This is a genomic window from Bradyrhizobium sp. PMVTL-01, assembly GCF_051861855.1.
Classification (GTDB): Bacteria; Pseudomonadota; Alphaproteobacteria; order Rhizobiales; family Xanthobacteraceae; genus Bradyrhizobium.
Map to the genome: position 1 here is coordinate 696,243 of NZ_CP193982.1, position 21,284 is coordinate 717,526.

At 64.8% G+C, this 21,284-nt stretch carries 19 protein-coding genes; 9 read left to right on the top strand and 10 right to left on the bottom strand.

Annotation, left to right across the window (positions count from 1 at the left end):
• Positions 1-68 precede the first annotated feature (68 nt).
• Positions 69-1,385: a mechanosensitive ion channel family protein gene (locus ACRQ5Q_RS03260; RefSeq protein ID WP_439372733.1), complete on the bottom strand. Its 1,317-nt coding sequence runs from the start codon at positions 1,383-1,385 to the stop codon at positions 69-71.
• A 206-nt stretch (positions 1,386-1,591) separates the two neighbouring features.
• Here ACRQ5Q_RS03260 and ACRQ5Q_RS03265 point away from each other — a divergent pair, with 206 nt between their 5' ends.
• Complete coding sequence (locus tag ACRQ5Q_RS03265; protein ID WP_439372734.1) at positions 1,592-3,385, top strand: potassium/proton antiporter; 1,794 nt, start codon at positions 1,592-1,594, stop codon at positions 3,383-3,385.
• Positions 3,386-3,595: 210 nt separating this feature from the next.
• Here ACRQ5Q_RS03265 and modC read toward each other — a convergent pair whose 3' ends face one another.
• The 4 genes from modC to mepA all read right to left on the bottom strand — a co-directional run bounded on the left by modC (position 3,596) and on the right by mepA (position 6,974).
• Positions 3,596-4,258: a molybdenum ABC transporter ATP-binding protein gene (gene modC, locus ACRQ5Q_RS03270; protein WP_439372735.1), complete on the bottom strand. Its 663-nt coding sequence runs from the start codon at positions 4,256-4,258 to the stop codon at positions 3,596-3,598.
• A gap of 2 nt (positions 4,259-4,260) precedes the next feature.
• Positions 4,261-4,956 (bottom strand): molybdate ABC transporter permease subunit, encoded by a 696-nt coding sequence (gene modB, locus ACRQ5Q_RS03275; RefSeq protein WP_439396002.1) that lies wholly within the window; start codon positions 4,954-4,956, stop codon positions 4,261-4,263.
• Between the two features lie 54 nt (positions 4,957-5,010).
• Positions 5,011-5,796 (bottom strand): molybdate ABC transporter substrate-binding protein, encoded by a 786-nt coding sequence (gene modA, locus ACRQ5Q_RS03280; protein WP_439396003.1) that lies wholly within the window; start codon positions 5,794-5,796, stop codon positions 5,011-5,013.
• 233 nt (positions 5,797-6,029) lie between these two features.
• Positions 6,030-6,974 carry a penicillin-insensitive murein endopeptidase gene (gene mepA / locus ACRQ5Q_RS03285; RefSeq protein ID WP_439396005.1) on the bottom strand — a complete coding sequence of 315 codons (945 nt, stop codon included), beginning with the start codon at positions 6,972-6,974 and terminating at the stop codon, positions 6,030-6,032.
• 530 nt (positions 6,975-7,504) lie between these two features.
• Between mepA and ACRQ5Q_RS03290 the strand changes: the two genes are divergently transcribed.
• The 5 genes from ACRQ5Q_RS03290 to ACRQ5Q_RS03310 all read left to right on the top strand — a co-directional run bounded on the left by ACRQ5Q_RS03290 (position 7,505) and on the right by ACRQ5Q_RS03310 (position 12,992).
• Positions 7,505-9,673 (top strand): putative bifunctional diguanylate cyclase/phosphodiesterase, encoded by a 2,169-nt coding sequence (locus tag ACRQ5Q_RS03290; RefSeq protein ID WP_439396007.1) that lies wholly within the window; start codon positions 7,505-7,507, stop codon positions 9,671-9,673.
• 559 nt (positions 9,674-10,232) lie between these two features.
• Positions 10,233-11,333, top strand: coding sequence for a serine hydrolase domain-containing protein (locus ACRQ5Q_RS03295; protein ID WP_439396009.1), 1,101 nt, complete (start codon positions 10,233-10,235; stop codon positions 11,331-11,333).
• The gene (locus ACRQ5Q_RS03300) at positions 11,290-11,541 is read left to right on the top strand and encodes a hypothetical protein (RefSeq protein WP_439396011.1); all 252 of its coding nucleotides are present in this window, start codon (positions 11,290-11,292) and stop codon (positions 11,539-11,541) included. The genes ACRQ5Q_RS03295 and ACRQ5Q_RS03300 overlap by 44 nt, the downstream gene beginning before the upstream one ends.
• Before the next feature lie 413 nt (positions 11,542-11,954).
• On the top strand, positions 11,955-12,371 hold the full coding sequence (locus tag ACRQ5Q_RS03305; RefSeq protein ID WP_439372741.1) for an SRPBCC family protein: 417 nt from the start codon (positions 11,955-11,957) through the stop codon (positions 12,369-12,371).
• 303 nt (positions 12,372-12,674) lie between these two features.
• Positions 12,675-12,992 carry a hypothetical protein gene (locus ACRQ5Q_RS03310; RefSeq protein ID WP_439396013.1) on the top strand — a complete coding sequence of 106 codons (318 nt, stop codon included), beginning with the start codon at positions 12,675-12,677 and terminating at the stop codon, positions 12,990-12,992.
• A gap of 388 nt (positions 12,993-13,380) precedes the next feature.
• On the opposite strand, the gene ACRQ5Q_RS03315 is transcribed toward ACRQ5Q_RS03310, so the two are convergent.
• From ACRQ5Q_RS03315 to lepA, 3 genes are all read right to left on the bottom strand, one after another.
• Positions 13,381-13,755: a nuclear transport factor 2 family protein gene (locus tag ACRQ5Q_RS03315; RefSeq protein WP_439372743.1), complete on the bottom strand. Its 375-nt coding sequence runs from the start codon at positions 13,753-13,755 to the stop codon at positions 13,381-13,383.
• A gap of 23 nt (positions 13,756-13,778) precedes the next feature.
• Entirely contained in the window at positions 13,779-14,345 is a 567-nt protein-coding gene (locus ACRQ5Q_RS03320; protein ID WP_439396015.1) for a GNAT family N-acetyltransferase, read from the bottom strand.
• Between the two features lie 216 nt (positions 14,346-14,561).
• A complete protein-coding gene (gene lepA / locus ACRQ5Q_RS03325) occupies positions 14,562-16,373 on the bottom strand; it encodes a translation elongation factor 4 (RefSeq protein WP_439372745.1) in 1,812 nt (603 codons plus the stop codon).
• A 218-nt stretch (positions 16,374-16,591) separates the two neighbouring features.
• On the opposite strand from lepA, the gene ACRQ5Q_RS03330 reads away from it, so the two are divergent.
• The 3 genes from ACRQ5Q_RS03330 (at position 16,592) to ACRQ5Q_RS03340 (ending at position 20,426) form a co-directional block, all read left to right on the top strand.
• On the top strand, positions 16,592-17,950 hold the full coding sequence (locus ACRQ5Q_RS03330) for a YARHG domain-containing protein (protein WP_439396016.1): 1,359 nt from the start codon (positions 16,592-16,594) through the stop codon (positions 17,948-17,950).
• A complete protein-coding gene (locus ACRQ5Q_RS03335) occupies positions 17,947-18,717 on the top strand; it encodes a M15 family metallopeptidase (protein ID WP_439396018.1) in 771 nt (256 codons plus the stop codon). The genes ACRQ5Q_RS03330 and ACRQ5Q_RS03335 overlap by 4 nt, the downstream gene beginning before the upstream one ends.
• An 86-nt stretch (positions 18,718-18,803) precedes the next feature.
• Positions 18,804-20,426 (top strand): glycosyltransferase family 39 protein, encoded by a 1,623-nt coding sequence (locus ACRQ5Q_RS03340; RefSeq protein ID WP_439396020.1) that lies wholly within the window; start codon positions 18,804-18,806, stop codon positions 20,424-20,426.
• Between the two features lie 55 nt (positions 20,427-20,481).
• On the opposite strand, the gene ACRQ5Q_RS03345 is transcribed toward ACRQ5Q_RS03340, so the two are convergent.
• Both ACRQ5Q_RS03345 and ACRQ5Q_RS03350 read right to left on the bottom strand, forming a co-directional pair.
• Positions 20,482-20,799 (bottom strand): HPr family phosphocarrier protein, encoded by a 318-nt coding sequence (locus ACRQ5Q_RS03345; protein ID WP_439372749.1) that lies wholly within the window; start codon positions 20,797-20,799, stop codon positions 20,482-20,484.
• Positions 20,796-21,197, bottom strand: a complete 402-nt coding sequence (locus ACRQ5Q_RS03350) for a PTS sugar transporter subunit IIA (RefSeq protein WP_007597752.1) — start codon at positions 21,195-21,197, stop codon at positions 20,796-20,798. The genes ACRQ5Q_RS03345 and ACRQ5Q_RS03350 overlap by 4 nt, the downstream gene beginning before the upstream one ends.
• Positions 21,198-21,284: the final 87 nt, after the last annotated feature.

The window sequence follows — 21,284 nt, forward strand, 5'->3', positions numbered from 1 at the left end:
CTACCGGTTCGCGTGAAGAAAACGCGCCAGAACAAGAATCTTACCGGTCCTTGCGCCCGAAAGCGGGCCTAATTCGGGACTTCTACGGTGGTTTCCACCGGCAGGGCGCCGCCGCGGATGCGGATTTCGCGGACGGGGTAGGGAACCCGGATGCCCTCGCGCTTGAAGGCGTCCCACAGCGCCAGCATCACGTCGCTCTTGACGTTGTCCATGCCGTCGGGGTCCGCGATCCAGAAGGTCAGCGAGAACTTCATGCCGGCTTCCGCGAACTCGGTCAAAATGCTGTTCGGCGCCTTGCCCTTGGTGGCGCGCGGATGGGCGGCGGCGGTCTCGGCGGCGAGCTTGGTGACGACTCGGGGGTCGGCGTCGTAATTGGTGCCGAAGGCGATCTTCACCAGCGTGTTCTTGTCGGTATAGGTCCAGTTGACGACCTTTTGCGTCACCAGATCCTCGTTCGGCACCAGGAATTCGCGCCCGTCGCCGGCCGCGACGGAGATATAGCGGGTCTTCATCGCGCTGATCCGCCCGGTATTGTCGCCGATGGTGACCAGGTCGCCGGGCTTCACCGATTTGTCGGCGAGCAGGATGATGCCCGAGATGAAATTGGCCACGATCTTCTGCAGGCCGATACCGATGCCGACGCCGACCGCGCCGGAGAACACCGCGAGCGCGGAGAGATCGATCCCGACGGCGCCGAGCGCGATCACGATCGCAACCGCAAGCAGGCCGATGCGGATGATCTTGACCAGCAGCACCTGTACCGATGGCGTCAGGTCGGTGGTCGAGTTGATCCGGCTCTCGGCGAAATTGCTGGCGATGTTGGTGGCCCACAGCGCGATCAGCAGCAGCGCCCCGGCCTTGATCACCAGCAGCGGCGTCAGCCTGAGGCCGCCGAGCACGATGGCGAAGGAGTCGAGCAGATCGACCGTCGTGTCGAGCTGGCCGATGATGGAGAGCGCCGCGACGAACCAGGCCGTGATCGACACCAGCTTGACGATGAAGGCGTTGCGCAGCACCGAGGTCACCAGGCGGATCACGAGCCAGGCCAGCCCCATCTTGGCGGCGACCATCAGGAGATAGGAGCGACTCGGCCAGGTCGCGTGGTACATCACGAGGCGCGAGATGATCACGAGCATGGTGAATACCGCCGTCGAGGCGCTCGACATCATCACCCGCGAGAAGTGCCGGAGCGGCAACGGCCAGCCCATCGCGAGCGATGTCATGTCGACGCGATTGCGAATGCCGGCCTCCGCGGCATAGGCGACGCCCGCTGCCGCGAGAATGAGACCAAATTGCAGGTAGAACCAGGGTGAGGAAATCTCCGCCCCGACGCTGCGTGCGGTCGTCTGCACGAACTCCATGAAGTCTTTGAGGTCCATGTCCATCGGTCTCGTCGGAATGCGCGGAGGAATTGATTCGAAGGCGCCGCAGAATCCCACAAAGGGTGCGGCCCGGCCATCGATACACCGTGAAGTGAAGCGCGTTAAGGCCGCAAAATACGGGCAGATTGCCGCGAGCAGCGAAAATGGGTTGGCGCGGGGGAGTGCCGACGATAAGGATGAAAATCCAGCGATTTTTACCCGGAAGGTGGATGGCCTCCCTCGACTCCTTCAGCCTCACCATACTGCTCGGCGCCGTCCTCGTCATGGCCGGTATCCTGTCGAGCCTGCTTGCGCTGCGCTTCGGCGCGCCTTTGCTGCTCGTGTTCCTTGCCATCGGCATGCTCGCGGGAGATTCCGGTCCCGGGCAGATCCAGTTCAACGACGTCGGCACGACCTATCTGGTCGGCTCGGTGGCGCTGGCCCTGATCCTGTTCGACGGCGGCTTGCGGACGCGCTTTGCCAGCATCCGCACGGTGCTTGCGCCGTCCTTGGTGCTCGCCACCGTCGGCGTGCTCCTGACCGCGGTGGTCACCGCGCCGTTCGCCAAATACGCGCTGGACCTCAACTGGGCGGAGTCGCTGCTGGTCGGCGCGGTGGTGGCCTCGACCGATGCCGCGGCCGTGTTCCTGCTGGTCCACACCCAGGGCCTGCGCCTGCGTCCGCGCGTGGGTGCGACGCTGGAGGCGGAGTCCGGCACCAACGATCCCTTTGCCATCTTCCTCACCTTGATGCTGGTCGAATACATCTCGCTCGGCTCGAGCTCGCCCGGCCATGTGCTGATGGAGTTCGTGCTGGAGGCGGCGCTGGGCGCCGTTGTCGGCGTGTTCGGCGGCCGCCTCGTCGTCATCGCCCTGAACAAGGTGGCGCTGCCGCAGGGCCTGCATGCGCCGTTCGTCACGACCGCGGCGCTCGTGATCTTCGGCGGCTCGCAGATCATGCACGCCTCGGGCTTCCTCGCGGTCTATCTCGCCGGCATCATCATCGGCAACCGGCCGACGCGGGCGCATAATTCGGTGGTGACCTTCCTGGATGCGGCGACCTGGCTGGCGCAAATCGTGATGTTCGTGCTGCTCGGCCTTTTGGTCTCGCCGAGCCGGCTCGGGGCCAGCGCGCTGCCGGCGGTCGGCGTTGCGCTCGTGCTGATGCTGGTGGCGCGGCCGCTTGCGGTATTGGTGTGCCTGGCGCCGTTCCGCTTCAACTGGCGCGAAAAGATCTTCATCGCCTGGACCGGCCTGCGCGGTGCGGTCGCGATCTTCCTGGCGTCGATCCCGATGCTGGTCGGCCTGTCCAAGGCCTATCTCTATTTCGACGTCGCCTTCGTCGTCGTCATCATCTCGCTGTTGCTGCAAGGTTGGACGCTGGCGCCCGCCGCGCGCAAGCTGCACGTCGCGCTGCCGCGCGCCGAGCGCGGCCCCCGCCGCGTCGAGCTCGATCTGCCCGGCCAGCTCGAGCAGCAGCTGGTCGGCTATCCGGTACGCCCCAAGAGCCTGTATTTCCGCCGCGGCCTGATCCCGTCCTGGTCGAAGCCGACGCTGGTGATCCGCAATCAGAACATCCTGACGCCCACGGAAGCCGATCCGGTCGCGCCCGGCGACTACATCTACCTGCTGGCGCCGCCGGAAAAGGCCGAGTCGCTCGACCGCTTCTTCGTCGACATGCAGCCGAGCTCGGCGCCCGACCCGCATCTGCTCGGCGACTTCATGGTGTCAGGCGAGCACACGCTCGCTGAGCTTGCCGGGATCTACGGCGTCAAGGTGAGCGAGGACGAGGGCAAGCTGACGCTCGCCGACTATTTCGACGTCCACCTCGATCGCGCCCCGAAGGAGGGCGCCGAACTCGCGCTGGACGAGATCGTCCTCGTCGCACGCAGCATCTCCGGCGGCCGCGTCAATGTCGTCGGCCTGCGCCTGCCGGAAGAGGACGAGAAACCGCCGCCGCTGACGCGCCGGCAGGCGCTGCGGAAGAAGCTTGCCGATTTGTGGACCTCGGTGGCGGGGGTCTGATGCAGCCTACGAAGTCTGGTGCTTTGGCAGGACAAAGCTAGCCAGGAACTCGTCATTGCGGGGAGCCTTGCGACGAAGCCAGCCAAAGGCTCGTCATTGCGAGCGCAGCGAAGCAATCCAGAATCTTTCTGTAGGGACGGCCTGGATTGCCTCGCTGCTCGCAACGGCGGTGAGGCGGGATCGTCGCTGTCCATCCGGCGACAAGCGCCTTCACGTCAGCACCTTCACCCCGCCGAACGACGTCACGCGGCCCTGCTTCAGCATCACGATCTGGGTCGCGAGCTGACGCAGCTCGGCGATGTCGTGGCTGACATAAACCATTGGCACGTTGGCCTCGTCGCGCAGTCGCACCAGATAGGGCAGGATCTCGAGCTTGCGGCCTTCGTCGAGCGCGCCGAGCGGCTCGTCGAGCAGCAACAGGCGCGGCTTCGACAGCAGCGCGCGGCCGAGCGCGACGCGCTGCCGCTCGCCGCCGGAGAGCTTTCCGGGACGGCGGTCCAGCAAGGCGCCAATGTCGAGCAGGTCGATGATGCGCTTGTGCTCCGCCGGATCGGGCGCGAGCCCGTTCATCCTCCGTCCGTAGTCGAGGTTCTGCGCGACGCTCAGATGCGGAAACAGCCGCGCGTCCTGGAACACATAGCCGATGCGGCGGCGCCAAGTGGGCACGTGAATGCCGGCCGCGGTGTCGTCGACAATTTCGCCATCGATCACGATGGTGCCGCGGTCGGGCCGCAACAGCCCGGCGATCATGTTGACCAGCGAGGTCTTGCCGGCGCCGGAGGCGCCGAACAGGCCGATCACGCGGCCCTCGCCGGTGAAGGATGCGGACAGCGCGAACTCGCCGAGCTGTTTTTCGATGTCGACCCGCAGCATGGTCAATTCCCGTGCAGGCGCTGGGTGGCGCGGCGGGCGAACCATTCGGCCGCGATCAGCGCGCCGATCGCGAGCACGATCGAGACGATCACGAGCCGGCCCGCCGCGGCGTCGCCGTCGGGCGTCTGGATCAGCGAATAGATCGCGGAGGAGATCGTCTGGGTCTCGCCGGGGATGTTGGAGACGAAGGTGATGGTGGCGCCGAACTCGCCGATCGCCTTGGCAAAGCCCAGCACCATGCCGGCGAGCACGCCCGGCAGCGCCAGCGGCAGCGTCACCGTGAAGAATACTTTCCACGGGGCGGCGCCGAGGGTTTCGGCGGCCTGCTCGAGCCGACGGTCGATGGCCTCGATCGACAGCCGCATCGGGCGGACCAGCAGCGGAAACGCCATCACGCCACAGGCGAGCGCAGCGCCGGTCCAGCGGAACGCGAAGACGATGCCGAGATGGTCGGCGAGAAAGCCTCCGACGAGGCCGCGGCGGCCCAAGGTGAGCAGCAGCAGATAGCCGGTGACGACAGGCGGCAGCACCAGGGGCAGGTGCACGATGGCGTCGAGCACCGACTTGCCCCAGAAGTCACGACGCGCGAGCAGCCATGCCAGTGCGATGCCGAACGGGGTCGCGACCAGCGTGGCGATCACTGCGACCCTGAGCGAGAGCAGGATCGCCGTCCATTCGGCGGGGGAGATCTCGAACATCAAGTCGTAATATCAGGTCGCAAAAATCAGGTTGCAAAGATCAGGTTGCAAAGATCAGGTTGTGGGACTGATCAGGAATTTGAAGCCGTATCTTTCCAGAATGGTCTTGGCGGCCGTCGAGCGCAGGAAGGCGAGATAGTCGTTCGTTTCCGGCTTTTCGGTCCTGGTGGCCGCGACCGGATAGATGATCGCGGGGTGTGAATCCGCCGGGAAGACGCCGACGATCTTGACGCCGGGCTCGACCTTGGCGTCGGTCGAATAGACAATGCCGAGATTGGCCTCGCCGCGGGCGACCAGCGTCAGCGCGGCGCGCACACTGTCGGCCATCGCGAATTTCGGCTCCGCGGCCTGCCAGGCCCCGAGCTTCTCCAGCGCGGCCTTGGCATATTTGCCTGCTGGCACCGACTTGACGTCGCCGGTCGCGATCTTGCCGTCGCCGGCGAGCCTGGCGAGGTCGAAGCCTTTCGAGATCGCGACGTTGTCGATCTTGGAATCCTTCGGCGCGATCAGCACGATGCTGTTGCCGAGCAGGTTGACTCTGGAAGGCTCGTTGATGGTCTTCTTGGAAACCGCGTAGTCCATCCAGTCGGTATCGGCGGAGACGAACACGTCGGCGGGGGCGCCCTGCTCGATCTGCTTGGCCAGCACCGAGCTCGCGGCGTAGCTGACGCTGAGCTTGACGCCGGTCTTGGCGGTGTAGGCGGCGTCGATCTCGTCCAGCGCGTTCTTCATCGAGGCCGCGGCGAACACGGTGATGGTCTTGTCGTCCGCCACGGCCGGCGAGAGGCTCGCGCCCGCAAGAAGGAGGAAAGCGGCGAAAAGTCCGGCGATACGAATCATGGATGCGCTCCGTGCGAGCTCGCGCGCCAATGCACGCGCAATCTGGCGTTGCTGGGTCCGGCTTGCGATGGGCGGACGCGCTGTTCCACGGGGCCTTGCGACGGCTTACGGCCGGCAGGGATATCGCGGTGCAAACATAGCAGGCCGGCGCCTCAGGTCAAAGGCGGCCGTTTGACCAACCGCAAGACCTGCGCGTCCCGGGACGACAGCGGTGGGCGAAGCGACAGCGTACCCTACGGCTTCGCATCGCCCGCATGCAGCACCGCCTTGCAGGCCGCCGGCATCTGCGCCAGCGTCATCGGCGGTTTCGGCTTCGGCGGCTCCGGCGGCGGCTTGGGATGCAGCACGGCGTCCGAGAACCAATAGGCGAGATCGGAATCCTTGCAGCCTTCGTCCTCCGACTGCGATGGCTGCCCCTCGCACTCGCCGGCGCCCGCCGGGCAGCGCATGCGGATGTGGAAGTGATAGTCGTGGCCCCACCACGGCCGGATTTTCGACAGCCAGGAGCGGTCGCCCTTGGCCTCGCGGCACAGCGCCTTCTTGATCGCGGCATTGACGAAGATGCGTTGCACCGCCGGCTCCTGCGCCGCGTCGCGCAGCACCAGCACATGGCCTGGCGTGAATACCTTCGGATCGATGTCGAGCCGGTCCTGCCGCACCATCATCACCGCCGACATCTCTTCGCGCTCTTCGCGCGAGAGGCGGCGGTCCGGCATCGGCGTCAGCCAGATGTCGGCATCGAGGCCGATCTGGTGGCTGGCATGGCCCGACAGCGCCGGCCCGCCGCGCGGCTGGGCGATGTCGCCGACCAGGATGCCCGGCCAGCCGGCGTCCTTGTTTGCCCTGGCCGCAAGCCGCTTGATCAGCGCGATCATGTCGGGATGACCAAAGTTGCGGTTACGCGACAGCCGCATGACCTGCCAATTGTCGCCGTTGAGCGGCATCTGCGCGGCGCCGCCGATGCAGCCCTTGGTGTAGGAGCCGACCACATGCGCCGGCCCCTTCGAGGGCAGCAGTTTTCGCGCGAAGAGTTCCTTGGCAGCGAGATGCGGATCGTTGGGGTTGGCGAGCGGCGGCAGCGGCTTCGGATTGACGCTGCCCTTGTCCTGGGCCCGCGCGCCGCCGGCTGCCAGGAGCGTCACGACAAGCAGGAGAGGGGCGATGCGGCGGGGACTCATGCCCGGTCATTATAACCCAACGCGGCGCCGGGGTTAAGAATTAGGCTTGTCGCGAGGGCGCCACCTCACGGCGTCTTTACAGCCACGGGCCGCTGGCGACATCATGGCCTCGGGGCAAATGGCCCTTTATCATGACATTGGTTTTTGGCGCGGCTCGCGAGGGAGTGCGCCGGCTGGCCGCATTTTTAACGGCGCGATAACCGTATCCTGGATTGACCAAAATTCGTGCGAGGAATGAGGGAACGCCTCGCTCCGCATGCAATCGCGCGCGATTTCGGAAATGATTCAAGCGCGCGCGTAATTTTGCGGCAGCACACGTTCCGATCGCGACATGTCAAGGGGGTTTGATGCGTCGGCCGGCCGCATTTTGCGCCTCGCAAACAGGCACAAGCGCCGTTGGTCCCGGAGCGAGGCCGGCGAAGATTACTTTTTTTTCAGACACTTGCCCCAAACCTTGCGGCCGCAGGGCGCGACTGGGACATGTGACGTTGAGTTTGGGGTCTCGAAGACAAAAAAGGCGAAAGCGTAACGTGCTTGGTACGGCGGGCAGCCGGCTGCGCAAGCCGCGATTCGCGCGCGCGCCGCATTCGCCCGTCGTGCAGGCCGAGCTCGTGCAGAGCCGCGCGGAGGCGGAGGCCGCGATCGCGGAGGCGCGCAAGGCCCATGAGCGGCTGCGCCAGGCCATCGACATCCTGCCGCAGGGCATCGTGTTCCTCGATGCCGAGGGCCGCTATGTCCTCTGGAACAAGAAATATTCCGAGATCTACAGCAAGACCGCCGACCTCTTCGCCGAAGGCGCGCGCCTCGAGGACACGCTGCGCGTCGGCGTCGCGCGCGGCGACTATCCCGAGGCTGCAGGCCACGAGGACGAGTGGATCGCCGAGCGGCTGCAAAAGCTCTACCAGCCCGGCGCACGCCATGAGCAGAAGCTGGCGGACGGCCGCGTCATCCTGATCGACGAGCGGCTGACCGACGACGGCGGTGTGGTCGGCCTGCGCGTCGACATCACCGAGCTGAAGCAGCGCGAGGCCTCGTTCCGCCTGCTGTTCGAGGGCAATCCGGTTCCGATGATCATCTGCGCGCTCGACGACGAGCGCATCCTCGGCGTCAACGACGCCGCGATCGCCCATTATGGCTATGGTCGCACCGAATTCGAGAAGCTGACGATCCGCTCCTTGCAGGCCTTCGACAGCGAGCCGCCCTGGAGAACCGACGTAACCGGCGAGGACCAGGCCGGCCGCACCTGGAAGCACGTCAAGGCCGACGGCGCGCTGATCGACCTTGCGATCTATTCGCGCGAACTGACTTATGCGGAGCGGCCTGCGGTGCTGCTCGCGCTGATGGACATCACCGAGCGCAAGCGGGCCGAGGCGCGGCTCGCCTTCATGGCCCAGCATGACGGGCTCACCGGCCTGCCGAACCGCAACCTCCTGCGCCAGCAGGTCGATGAGATGTTGCTGCACACGCGCCGCAGCACCGAGAAGGTCGCGGTGCTGATGCTCGGGCTGGACAATTTCAAGGCGATCAACGACACGCTCGGACACGCGATCGGCGACAAGCTGCTACGCGGCGTCGCCAAGCGGCTGCGCTCCACCTTGCGCGATGAGGACGCGCTGGCGCGCCTCAACTCCGACGAGTTCGCGATCGTGCAGAGCGGTTTGATCCGGCCGGAGGATGCGGTGGGACTGGCAAAACGCCTGCTCGAGGCCATTTCCGATCCCTATCTGCTCGATGGCCATTCCGTGGTGATCGGTGCCTCCATCGGCATCGCGATGGCGCCGGGCGACGGCGATGATGCCGAGAAGCTGCTGAAGAGCGCCGACATGGCGCTGACGCGGGCCAAGGCTGACGCGCGCGGCAGCTTCGCGTTCTTCGAGGCCGCGCTCGATGCCAGGGCGCAGAGCCGCCGCAAGATCGAGGTCGAGCTGCGCGATGCGATCCAGAACGACGTGCTGCGGCCGTACTATCAGCCGCTGATCGACCTGCAGAGCGGTCGCATCACCGGCTTCGAGGCGCTGGTGCGCTGGCCCCATGCCGAGCGCGGCATGGTCTCGCCCGCCGAGTTCATCCCGGTCGCCGAGGACACCGGCCTGATCAATCCGCTCGGCGGCCTGATGCTGCGCCGCGCGTGCCTGGATGCCGCGACCTGGCCGGACGACGTCCGCGTCGCCGTCAATCTGTCGCCACTGCAGTTCCGCAGCGGCAACCTGCTCTCGATGGTGACGGACGCGCTGAAGCATTCCGGCCTGCCGCCGCGCCGGCTCGAGCTCGAAATCACCGAGACGCTGCTGCTCGAGAAGAGCGCCCAGGTGCTGGCGACGCTGCATGCGCTGCGCGCGCTCGGGGTGCGCATCTCGATGGACGATTTCGGCACCGGCTATTCCAGCCTCAGCTATTTGCGCAGCTTCCCGTTCGACAAGATCAAGATCGACCAGTCCTTCGTCCGCGATCTCGGGGCCAATCGCGAGGCGCAGGCGATCATCCGCTCCATCGTCAGCCTCGGCAAAGGTCTTGGCGTCACCATCACCGCCGAAGGCGTCGAGACGGAAGCCGAGCTGAGCTGCCTGCGCGCCGAAGGCTGCGACGAGGGCCAGGGTTTTCTGTTCAGCAAGGCCCGGCCCAATCTCGATATCATCAGCCTGCTGCAGGCGCAGCGCGGCATCGACGGCGGCGATGACGACACTGCGCTGGTGGCGTGAGCTGCCGCGCTTTACCTCTCCCCGCTTGCGGCAGGGCAATCGCATTTGAAAACTTTTCCCGCGGCCATCCTTCGAGACGCCCGCTTCAGGCGGCCTCCTCAGGATGAGGACGGAGTGCGCGGCAGCAGTTTCAACGGGCACCGACGCTGATTAGCCTCATCCTGAGGGGCGCATAAGCGCCGTCTCGAAGGACGAGGCGTGCGCGCAGGCCGCCGCAGCGAGTCAAATGCGATAGCCCTGCCGCTTGCGGGGAGAGGTCGGAATGCGCGCGTAGCGCGGACTCCGGGTGAGGGGGTACAGGTCTCTCGACCATCCCGTGTGTGGAGAAGAGGCGCCTCACCCGAACCCTCTCGGCGCGAGCGAAGCTCGTCGCGGCCCCTGTAAGAACGGGGCGAGGGAGCGCACCGTCATCGCGGTCGCCCTTCGACCTCCCACCAAAATCGCCGTCCCCACATCCTCGTAATGCGTATCCCGCACAGGCTGACACCGCCTACCCCCGGTGATAGCATGCCTCTCGTCAATGCACGCACACGCAAGCTCGTGTGAGGAGGCAAGTCCAATGGATCGGGGAGCGCTCTGCAGGTCACGCGGCTGCCGCACGCATTTCTTGCCTGTCATTCTTGCCGCCGCGCTGTGGGCGCCCGCCTGCGCACAGGACGTCCGCAGCACTCCGGGCGAGCCGGGACCGGTCTTTTCCGATCGCGGCCCCGATGCCGAGCTCTACGGCGCGGCGTCCGGCTATCCTGTCGGCACGCGGGGGGTCACCCCCCAGCTCGACAAGCTCGTCGGAGTCTACAGCCATTTCGGCGAGATCTATCCGTCCCGCCCGATCGCTCGCGCGACGGCCCCGTGGCACTTCAAACGCGCGCCGGAGCCATCGATCGCCTACAGCTTCGGCACGGAGCGGCTGAGCATAGGCGACTACCTCAAGCGCAACCCGGTGACGGGACTCCTGATCGCCAGGGACGACACCATCCTCTACGAGCACTATCAATATGCGCGGACCGACCAGGACCGTTTTCTCTCGCAGTCCATGGCCAAGACGCTGGTGGGCATGCTGGTCGGGATCGCGGTCTCCGAGGGACGGATCAAGTCGATCGACGATCTCGTCTCGACCTACGTCCCTGGCCTTGCAGGAACGGAATACGGAAACACATCGATCCGCGCCTTGCTGAACATGTCTTCGGGCGTTGAATTCTCGGAAGTCTATGACGGGAACGATGACATCGCCCGGCTTGGGCGAGCCCTGTTCGTCGGAGAGGCAAAAGATCCCGTCGCCGTCGTCGCGCAATTCAATACAAGAGCCGCGCCGCCGGGCACCCGATGGCACTATGCGAGCGTGGAAACCGAGATCCTGGGCCTCGTGCTGCGCGCCGCCACGGGCACGCCGGTCGCCGACTATCTCCACGACCGGATCTGGGACGCCATCGGCGCCGAAGCGGATGCCTCATGGGCGATCGACGGCAGCGGGCAGGAGATTGCGTTCTGCTGCTTCAACGCAACCTTGCGTGATTATGCGCGCCTGGGCCGGTTGCTCGCACATGACGGCGCCTGGGAGGGGCGTCAGTTGATCCCCCGGCAGTGGCTGCTGGATGCCACGACCGTCAGACCAGAGGATGGCCATCTCGCTCCGCGCGTGGCCACACCTTATTTCGGCTAATTTCGGCTACGGCTACCAGGTGTGGCTCCTCCCCGGTGAGCAGCGCAGATTTGCCCTGAGCGGCATCCGCGGTCAGCTCATCCTGGTCGATCCGGCCTCGAAGCTCGTCATGGTGCATACGGCCGTTCGCCAGAAGCCGTCCGAGCCGGGCGCCCTCAGGGAGCCGCTGGCATTGTGGTCCGCCGTGCTTCAGCAGCTCGGACAATGATGATGTTACGGTGCCGCGGCCGCATTGAACCTGTCCGGCTTCCGGGCGCACCAACGGCGCGTAAGTCCCGATGCGTCGCGTGACGCCGAGCGGCTGTTCAAGCGGTCCGCGGCCATGTTCGAGAAAACCGTCGGTCCGGGGGAAGGGCGCTGCGCCCCGATATGCTCGACGCTCCGCGTCCAACGCGCAAAACGTCGTCGCGGAAGCCGGTCCGCCAGGGGCTGACAGTCGCCGGTACACATGCTGACGACATCTTTCTAACTTTTTGGCGCATTGACGGCCCGACCATGTCGGCATGGACCGGTCTCGATCGTCCTTGGGTGGACACGTCCCGGACGTGCTGGTGATGGACCGGCACACGTGACGTGACTTCGTCAATTCGAGCCGTCAAAGTCGCAACTGGAGCAATGCCCATGAGGATCACCGTCGAAACCAGCGTCGCCGCCCCCATCGATCAGGTCTGGCGTGCCTATACGACGCCTGCCGACATCGTGAAGTGGAACGCCGCGTCCGCGGACTGGCACACGACCAAGGCGACGGTCGACCTGCGCGAGGGCGGCGAATTCTCCTCGCGCATGGAGGCCAAGGACGGCAGCATGGGCTTTGACTTCGCCGGCACCTACACGACGATCGTCGAGCACAAGCTGATCGAATATGCCTTCGGCGATCGCAAGGCCGAAGTCGAGTTCGTCCCTGGTCCGAAGGGCGTCATCGTTCGCGTCGTCTTCGACAGCGAACCGACCCACTCGGTCGAGCAGCAGCAAGGCGGCTGGCAGGCGATCCTCGACAATTTCGCACGATACGTCGCGGCGAAGCAGAAGACGTCGTGAGGCGTGCAGGGCGCGGAGCCTTGGCGGGCTTCCGCGTCTTCGTCTACGATCCGATCGCGCAATTCGTCCGGAGACGCAGGGATGCGAACCATTGACCTGATTTGCGCCAGCACGGCTGTCATAGAGTGGGCAAAGGTGCGCAGCACCGCGCCCACCATTCTTCCCGACTGCACACAAATTTGTGACACGCTTCGCTTTGCCAACCTACGACTGATCGCAAGATGCGCCTTTCGGCAATAGCGTTGGAACAAGGAAAACGTTGGGAAGTTCGCGTGTTCAGGGAGCAGGTCGTGGAGAAGAAGCATGCGAACAGCAATTCTTGCGTTGATTGTGGTTGCCGGAAGCGCAATTGCCTTCCAGGCAACGGCCCAGCAGCAAAAGGCCGCGCCCAGTGAGCAAACCAGGGAGGAGATGCGCCGTGATGTAGACCAAGGGCTCAAGCCTGACGAGCCCAGCGAGCAGATGCAGCGTGATGCGGACAAAGGGATCAAGACTCGCAACTCCGGAGAGTCCGGATACGTGGCCGATCAAGACAAGCCAGGTGCTTCTGCGCATCCTCCGGGTCGACCTGGAAGTGAGCAGACCACGGGTTCGGGTGGCCAGACCAGCGCTCCGAAATAGAACCCTTGGCTCGAAGCTCGACGGGTCGCGCGCCTTGTCAACCGTAGCTCCAAGAGCGAAGGCGGAAGCGAAACCCATGACCTTGATGGTCGCAGATCGGATCCCAACGAGGACTCCGGGATACAGCGTCGGCTGGTCGGATCGCGATACACGATGGCAAGCTTGTGCTGGTCGCGCATGGCCTGGCGCACGATGCGGAGATCGACGGCCTCAACACGTATCGTGCCAATGATTGGCGGTCGTTTCCGCCGAGGGCGGGCGGCACGGCTTCGGGAAGCCGCGCCGCTTGATGACCTGGACGGTCTTGTTAAAGCATGATCCGGACAAGTGCGAAGCGGTTTTCCGGAACGATCATGCGCAAACAACGAACCTCAAGCGCGATGACGATTCATCCCAATCTCGTCGCGCTTTGGCGCGGTTGGACCGTCGCCGCGCAGGCTGCGAACGGGGCCGCATCATAGATCACTTGGGTCGAGGCGATCCTGCCATTCCTCACCGTGAGGAGCTCCGCGCAGATGGCGTTGGCAACCGGATGGGTATCGGCATTGTAAACGACGACAGCCTGCTCATCGTCGCCATGGATGGCGAGAATCGTGACCTTTCGGAGCATGCGGGCGAATCCGCCGTGGAACTCGCGAAACGTCTGGGTCCCGACGATCCGCCCGCGCGGTGTCGTGCAAACGACGTCGTCCGCCGCGACAGAGATGATCGTATCGACGTCTTTGCGGGCGATGGCCTTGACATAGGTCTTGGCGATCTGCACTGCGTTGCCGCTGCTTTGGGTATTCATGATCTTCCTTTCAGTGATTGGTGCAAAGGAAGATCTAGCGCAGCGCAGTGACAGATTCTGGCAGTAGGAGATCGGCGCGACCGGGACCGCTCACCCCGACCTGCTGTCGACCTCATCTGCCCGGCAGTTGTATCGCGCATCGTTCTCTGGTGGGACCAGGCCAGGTCGGCAACGCGTCTAAATCCAATCGCTTCCCAAAACTGCGCCGCGGCCTGATTGCCTGCATGTACAGTCATGGTCGAAACCTTCCCTGCCGCGTCCTGCAACAGCGCCATGGCAATGGAAAAGGCAACTTGGCGCCGCCTGAATTCGCGATGCACGTAGAACCGTCGCATTCTCCACGTCGGCTGCGCTGTCGGTGCAGGTTCGTCGGTCATCGCGCCGATGCCCGCGAGTCTGCCGCCAAGACAGCAGGCGTATGCTGCATGAAAGAAGGCGGGGGTCTCCGTCAATTCAGCGGCCAGGCAAGTCATCTGCCGATGGCCATCCGCCGTTGCATCCGCCTCGAGGTCAGCGAAGCCAGCCGGTAGTTCGTCGACTATTGGTTCGAGTTTGAGGTCCATCACTTCCGCGGGCCCAACCCATCCTGGGAGTTCGGGCTACCAATCACATCGGCTGAGATGATGCCAATATACCGCTGTTTTGCCCGAGGAGTCAAAACCTGTTTCGGTAAATCAAAAAAACTATGCCTGCCAAGGGGCGGCTACTGTGCATGGGGTTGTTTTCGCGCTTTTTGTTTGCCGCCGCGGAAACCGGGCCGGCCCATCCCGAGCGTCGCCTCAGCTGTCCACCTTCAGCGCGGCGATGAAGGCTTCCTGCGGGATGTCGACCTTGCCGAACTGCCGCATCTTCTTCTTGCCTTCCTTCTGCTTCTCCAGAAGCTTGCGCTTGCGCGTGATGTCGCCGCCATAGCACTTGGCGGTGACGTCCTTGCGCAGCGCGCGCACCGTCTCGCGGGCGATCACCTTGCCGCCGATCGCCGCCTGGATCGGGATCTGGAACATGTGCGGCGGGATCAGCTCCTTCATCTTCTCGACCATGGCGCGGCCGCGCCCTTCCGCGCGGGTGCGGTGGACCAGCATCGAGAGCGCGTCGACCGGCTCGGCGTTGACCAGGATCTGCATCTTGACGAGATCGGCCGGCTTGTAGTCGGTGAGATGATAGTCGAACGAGGCGTAGCCCTTGGAGACCGACTTCAGGCGGTCGTAGAAATCGAACACCACCTCGTTGAGCGGCAGGTCGTATTTCACCATGGCGCGGGAGCCGACATAGGTGAGCTCCTTCTGCGCGCCGCGGCGGTCCTGGCACAGCTTCAAGACGCTGCCGAGATATTCGTCGGGCGTGAGGATCGTGGCCTCGATCCAGGGCTCGTCGATCTCGGCGATCTTGACCACGTCGGGCATGTCGACGGGATTGTGGATCTCGATCTCCTGGCCGTCGGTGAGCTTCATCTTGTAGATGACGCTCGGCGCCGTCGCGATCAGGTTGAGATCGAATTCGCGCGACAGCCGCTCCTGGATGATCTCGAGATGCAGGAGGCCGAGGAAGCCGCAGCGGAAGCCGAAGCCGAGCGCGGCGGAGGTTTCCATCTCGAAGGAGAAGCTGGCGTCGTTGAGGCGCAGCTTGCCCATCGCGGCGCGCAGCGTCTCGAAGTCGTCGGCGTCGACCGGGAACAGGCCGCAGAACACCACGGGGATCGCCGGCTTGAAGCCCGGCAGCATCTCGGCGACCGGCTTCCTGTCGTCGGTGATGGTGTCGCCGACGCGGGTGTCTGCGACTTCCTTGATCGCGGCGGTGATGAAGCCGATCTCGCCGGGGCCGAGCTCGTCGACCTGCTGCATCTTCGGCGTGAAGAAGCCGACGCGCTCGACGTCGTAGGCCGCGCCCGTGCCCATCATGCGCACGCGCTGGCCCTTCTTCATCGTGCCGTCGACGATGCGCACCAGCACGACGACGCCGAGATAGACGTCGTACCAGCTGTCGACCAGCAGCGCCTTCAAGGTCGCGTCGCGGTCGCCCTTGGGCGGCGGCAGGCGGGTGACGATGGCTTCGAGCACATCGGGAATGCCAAGGCCGGTCTTGGCCGAGATCATCACCGCGTCGGACGCGTCGATGCCGATGACGTCCTCGATCTGCTGCTTGACCTTCTCGGGCTCGGCCGCGGGAAGGTCGACCTTGTTCAGGACCGGAACGATCTCGTGATTGTTGTCGAGCGCCTGGTAGACGTTGGCGAGCGTTTGCGCTTCGACACCCTGGCTGGCGTCGACCACGAGCAGGGAACCCTCGCAGGCCGCGAGCGACCGCGAGACCTCGTAGGCGAAGTCGACGTGGCCGGGCGTGTCCATCAGGTTGAAGATGTAGTCCTTGCCGTCCTTGGCGCGGTAAGCGAGGCGCACCGTCTGCGCCTTGATGGTGATGCCGCGCTCGCGCTCGATGTCCATGGAATCGAGCACCTGCTCCTTGCCCGCCATCTCGCGGTCGGAGAGGCCGCCGGTCATCTGGATCAGGCGGTCGGCCAGCGTCGATTTGCCATGGTCGATATGGGCGACGATGGAGAAATTGCGGATGTTGGAGATGGGGACGGTCGTCATGGGCGCGGGATACCACTCACATCCCCGTGCGGCAACCATTCACTTGGTCTTCCCGCGACCGCACGGGGGTGCGTCCGGGACGGGGGTAGCCAGCCCGCTCAGCCGGTCCGGGAGGGGCGACGTCGAACCGTCTTGCCGCCGCAATCTCGGCCTCCCCCGCCATCGATTTCAGGGGCCGGCTCTGCTAGCTTTCGGGCTTTCTGTCACGGAAATAGGCAATGTGTTGGAAGCGTCTTTTCGCCTTGTTTTTTGCAGCGTGTTTCGCCTTCCCGGCCGCGGCTGAAAAGCGCGTCGCCCTCGTCATCGGCAATTCCGCGTACCAGAGCGTGCCGCGGCTGGAAAATCCCCGGAACGACGCGCTGCTGGTGGCCGACACGTTGCAGAAGCTTGGCTTCACGCTGGTCGGCGGCGGCGCCCAGGTCGAGCTGGACAAGGCGAGCTTCGACGCGGCGGTCCAGCGCTTCGGCAACCAGCTGATCGGTGCCGACGTGGCCCTGTTCTATTATGCCGGTCACGGCATCCAGGTCCGCGGGACCAACTATCTCGTGCCGATCACCGCGAATCCGACGCGCGAGAGCGATGTGGATTTCCAGATGGTCGACGCCGCTTTGGTACTTCGGCAGATGGACGGCGCAGGAACCAAGCTGAACATCGTCATTCTCGATGCGTGCAGGAACAACCCGTTTGGCGGACGGGGCTTGCGCGCCTCCGACGGCGGCCTGGCGCAGATCCGGGCGCCGGAGGGAACGCTGCTCTCCTATGCCACGCAGCCCGGCAACGTCGCGCTCGACGGGTCCGACGGACATAGCCCTTACACGCGGGCGCTGGTCGAGACGATGCAGCGACCCGGTCTCGACGTGCTCCAGACGTTCAATCAGGTGGGGCTCGCCGTCAAGCGCGCAACCGGCAGCAACCAGCAGCCCTGGGTCTCCAGCTCGCCGATCGATGGATCGTTCTACTTTTCAGGCGGGCCAGCAGGGCAGGTCGCGGCGCTCAACGTGCCGGCGCCGGTCACGGCGCCTCCTGCGAACCTGCCGCCGTCCACGGCCCCGGTTACGAGAACCCAATCGGATTTCCTGTTTCCGGATTCCGATAGCCGGCTGCTTGCCGATGGTGATCTGAGGACGCTGAGCAAGGACGATCTGCGCCTTGCGCGCAACGAGATCTTTGCGCGGCGAGGGCGCTACTTCAACTCGCCGGATCTGACCGCGAGGTTCAGCAAGTTCGCCTGGTACGCGCCCCACACCTGGGACCCCCAGTTGAACGCCGTCGAGAAGGCGAATGTCGCCTTGATCGATCGCTATGAAGCCGGCGGGCCGGCGCAAAGCGGCTTCATCTTTCCCGATTCGGATCGGCGGCTGCTGACGGTCGCAGACCTGCGCGGGCTGTCGAACGACGAGCTCCGTATCGCGCGCAACGAGATCTTTGCGCGGCGGGGACGGTATTTCGAAGCGGCCGATCTCAAGGCTCGCTTTGAACGCTTCCCGTGGTATTCGCCGAGCACATGGAATCCAAAACTCAATTCGATCGAGGAGGCAAACGTCGCGCTGCTCGATCAGGCCGGCAGGCGTCGATGACGATTGCGTTGCGGGCGGCGCAAATCCTCGTCGTTCTCGTGGCCGCGTCCGTCCCGGCGGGCGCCCAGACCAGGACGGAGCTTCTTGACCGGCTGGTGCATGCCTATCCCGATTTCCTCTCAGGCCACGACGGCAAGCAAATCTTGTGGCGCGACGGCACCGCGATGCCGGTCGACGATGGCATCGACGACAAATCGTTTGATCAGCGCTTGCGCGATGCCTCGATCCTCGACCAGCTCCGCCTGCCCTATCCCGTCGGCGCCTCCGCGCCGCCCGCGGTGAACGCCGATCCCGGACGATTCCGGAACGAAGCTTTTTTCAAGAAGATGTATGGCGACTGCCGCAATGGAGCGGTACAGCGCAATCTCGTGACCATCACGTGGCTGCCGCGATCATGGGGGAAGGCGGTCCAGGTGACGCGGATCAATGGCGTGGCTGGCCGGCTCGAGGAGGTGTCTGCGGAGATCGACAAGCTCGATCCGGCGCTGAGGGCCGCGGCCTTTCCGATCGCCGGCGTGCTGTCATGCCGGCCTGTCGCGGATACCGGCAAGATGAGCATGCATGGCTATGCCGTCGCGATCGACCTGAACCTGAAATATTCCGACTATTGGCTATGGGCGGGCAGCGGAAAATCCATCCCCTACAAGAACAGGATGCCACAGGAAATCGTCGACATCTTCGAGCGCCACGGCTTCATCTGGGGTGGCAAATGGTATCACTACGACACGATGCATTTTGAATATCGCCCGGAACTGCTGGCCCGGTGATCCCGCATCGTTTCCGTGCGCCAGGCGGTCCTTCATTCACGCCAAGCTGATTTCACTCAGGCGCAAAACGCGCTACGCAAGCGCCCATGTCGACCACCTCGATCCCCTCCGCCAGAGCGCGGCCGAAGACCCGCTTGAGCTACAACCGTTTCCGGGCCTGGTTGGTTGCCTGCGCGACCCGCCCCGAGGCGCGGCTCTGGCTGGTGGTCCAGCTCGCGGCCTTGCATGGCGTGCTCTGGACCTTCATCCTGATCAATCTGAAGGCGGCGCAGGACGTTCACATGGACGTCGCAGAAGCCTGGGGCTGGGGCCAGAAATTCATCTGGGGCTATGGCAAGCATCCGCCGCTGTCGGGCTGGGTCGCCGGCCTCTGGTTCAAGCTGTTCCCCGCGACCGACTGGGCGACCTATGCGCTCGCGATGGCGACGGTCGGCGTCGGCATGGTGATCTGCTGGCTGGTTGCCTTGCGCGTCGTGGATGCCCGGCGCGCGTTCCTGGTCGTGGTGATGGTCGCGCTCTATCCGATCTTCAATTTCAAGGGTTTCAAGTACAACCCCGACCTGCTCCAGCTCGTCACGCTGCCGCTGCTGGTGCTCGCCTATCTCAATGCCTTCGAGAAGCGGACATGGCTATCCGGCATCTGGCTCGGCCTTGCCGGCGCGCTGGCGCTGATGACCAAATACTGGGTGCTGACCATGATCGGCGCGATCGGCCTTGCCGCGCTGATCCATCCGGAGCGGCTGAAATTCCTCTCGTCGCCCGCGCCATGGGTGGCGATCGCGACGATGGTCGTGGCGATGATCCCGCACATCGTCTGGCTGGCGGAGGCGCATTTCGCGCCGCTGACCTATGCCGGCGACACCTACAGCCTCGATGATTCGCGTCTCGTGCACCAGCTCGTGGCCGGCTATGCCCTGCACAATGTCGCGCTGCTGACGCTGCCGGTGGCGCTGGCTGCGCTGGCGATGGCCTGCGTGCCGCCGTTCAAGCTGCTCTTGCGCGCACCATCACGCATCGTCACGCGCGCCTGGGCGCGCGGTGCCAATCCGGGCGTCAATGTTGCGCAGGCGCTGAATATCTGGATCGTCCAGATCATCGTCGCGGTCGGCCCGCCGCTCGGCGCACTCGGCTTCAGCATCTACATGAAGACCGACTGGGGCATCTCGCTGTTCTTCCTGGTGCCCTTGGCGCTGGTCGCGATTCCCGTGCTCCGGGTGCAGAGCGCTGTGCTGTTCAACATCGCCTCAATCTGGCTCGTGCTGAGCGTCGCGACGCTCGCCGCCTCGCCCTGGATCGCCGCGCGCGAGATGGCGGCCAATGGCGGCAACGCACAGATCTATGGCGCGCGCTCGGAGCTCGCGCACGAATTGACCCAGGCCTGGCACACCCGGTTCGGCTCGCGCTGGGCCGTCGTTGCCGGAACGATGGAACAGATCCAGCCGCTGGTGTTCTACAGCCCGGATCATCCGTCCGCGCTGCTGCCGCTCGAGGCCTGGGATTCCGGGCTGACCTCGCGCGGCGATGTGAAGACGTACGGCTTCATCGGCGTGTTCGATCCAACCGACGGCCGCCTGCCGGCGTTCGAGAAATGGGTGTCGGAGACGGCGCCCAACGCCGAGCGCATCGTGATGACGACGCGCCGCTTCATCCACGGCAGGGCCGGCCCGGCGATGAGCTGGAATATCTACATCGCTCCGCCGGGGAAGTGATCTCTTCACCTCTCCCCGTAAGAACGGGGCGAGGCAGCGCAGCGGCGAGAGGGCCCTAAACCCCTTCCTCGTTGAACTTGCTCTCAACGAGCTCCGCGATCGCCGCGAGCGCAGCTTCCGCATCATCACCTGCCGCTGCGACGGTGATCGTCGTGCCGGGCCCCGCGGCGAGCATCATCAGGCCCATGATCGAGGTGCCGCCGACGGTCTCGCCGCCGCGCGTCACCCACACTTGCGCGTTGAAGCGCTCGACCGCCTGGACGAATTTCGCCGAGGCGCGCGCATGCAGGCCGCGCTTGTTGATGATCAGGAGCTCCTTGGAGATCGCGCCCGCGGGCACGCCCGTTCCGGCTTGGGGCGCGTCGTCGCTCATTTGCCGGCGAGCACGCGGCTGGCGATGGTGACGTATTTGCGGCCAGCTTCCTGAGCCATCGCGATCGCGTCCGGCAGCGGACGCTCCTCGCGTACCTTGGCGAGCTTCACCAGCATGGGCAGGTTGATGCCCGCGAGCACCTCGACCTTGGGCCGGCTCATGCAGGAGATTGCTAGGTTCGACGGGGTGCCGCCGAACATGTCGGTGAGGATCGCAACGCCGTCGCCGGAATCGACGCGGTTAACCGCCTCGATGATGTCGCTTCGGCAGAGATCGGAATCATCTTCGGCGCCGATCGTGATCGCTTCGATTTGCTTTTGTGGGCCCATGACATGTTCAAGCGCTGCCTTGAATTCGTCGGCAAGGCGCCCGTGGGTCACGAGTACTAGACCAATCATCGGAAAACTCCTCGCGGGCGCTCTTGGTGCACCGCACGAACGCGCCACTTTGACCATCCAGAGCCCCCGCGCAAGAGGGGATGTTGC

Coding starts and splice junctions, on each gene's coding strand:
- ACRQ5Q_RS03330 (WP_439396016.1), top strand. CDS start 16,592: ATGTGTTGGAAGCGTCTTTTCGCCTTGTTTTTTGCAGCGTGTTTCGCC.
- modB (WP_439396002.1), bottom strand. CDS start 4,956: ATGTTCGAGATCTCCCCCGCCGAATGGACGGCGATCCTGCTCTCGCTC.
- modA (WP_439396003.1), bottom strand. CDS start 5,796: ATGATTCGTATCGCCGGACTTTTCGCCGCTTTCCTCCTTCTTGCGGGC.
- ACRQ5Q_RS03320 (WP_439396015.1), bottom strand. CDS start 14,345: ATGGACCTCAAACTCGAACCAATAGTCGACGAACTACCGGCTGGCTTC.
- ACRQ5Q_RS03310 (WP_439396013.1), top strand. CDS start 12,675: ATGCGAACAGCAATTCTTGCGTTGATTGTGGTTGCCGGAAGCGCAATT.
- ACRQ5Q_RS03260 (WP_439372733.1), bottom strand. CDS start 1,385: ATGGACATGGACCTCAAAGACTTCATGGAGTTCGTGCAGACGACCGCA.
- ACRQ5Q_RS03265 (WP_439372734.1), top strand. CDS start 1,592: ATGGCCTCCCTCGACTCCTTCAGCCTCACCATACTGCTCGGCGCCGTC.
- ACRQ5Q_RS03335 (WP_439396018.1), top strand. CDS start 17,947: ATGACGATTGCGTTGCGGGCGGCGCAAATCCTCGTCGTTCTCGTGGCC.
- modC (WP_439372735.1), bottom strand. CDS start 4,258: ATGCTGCGGGTCGACATCGAAAAACAGCTCGGCGAGTTCGCGCTGTCC.
- ACRQ5Q_RS03350 (WP_007597752.1), bottom strand. CDS start 21,197: ATGATTGGTCTAGTACTCGTGACCCACGGGCGCCTTGCCGACGAATTC.
- mepA (WP_439396005.1), bottom strand. CDS start 6,974: ATGAGTCCCCGCCGCATCGCCCCTCTCCTGCTTGTCGTGACGCTCCTG.
- ACRQ5Q_RS03340 (WP_439396020.1), top strand. CDS start 18,804: ATGTCGACCACCTCGATCCCCTCCGCCAGAGCGCGGCCGAAGACCCGC.
- ACRQ5Q_RS03295 (WP_439396009.1), top strand. CDS start 10,233: ATGGATCGGGGAGCGCTCTGCAGGTCACGCGGCTGCCGCACGCATTTC.
- ACRQ5Q_RS03305 (WP_439372741.1), top strand. CDS start 11,955: ATGAGGATCACCGTCGAAACCAGCGTCGCCGCCCCCATCGATCAGGTC.
- ACRQ5Q_RS03345 (WP_439372749.1), bottom strand. CDS start 20,799: ATGAGCGACGACGCGCCCCAAGCCGGAACGGGCGTGCCCGCGGGCGCG.
- ACRQ5Q_RS03300 (WP_439396011.1), top strand. CDS start 11,290: ATGGCCATCTCGCTCCGCGCGTGGCCACACCTTATTTCGGCTAATTTC.
- lepA (WP_439372745.1), bottom strand. CDS start 16,373: ATGACGACCGTCCCCATCTCCAACATCCGCAATTTCTCCATCGTCGCC.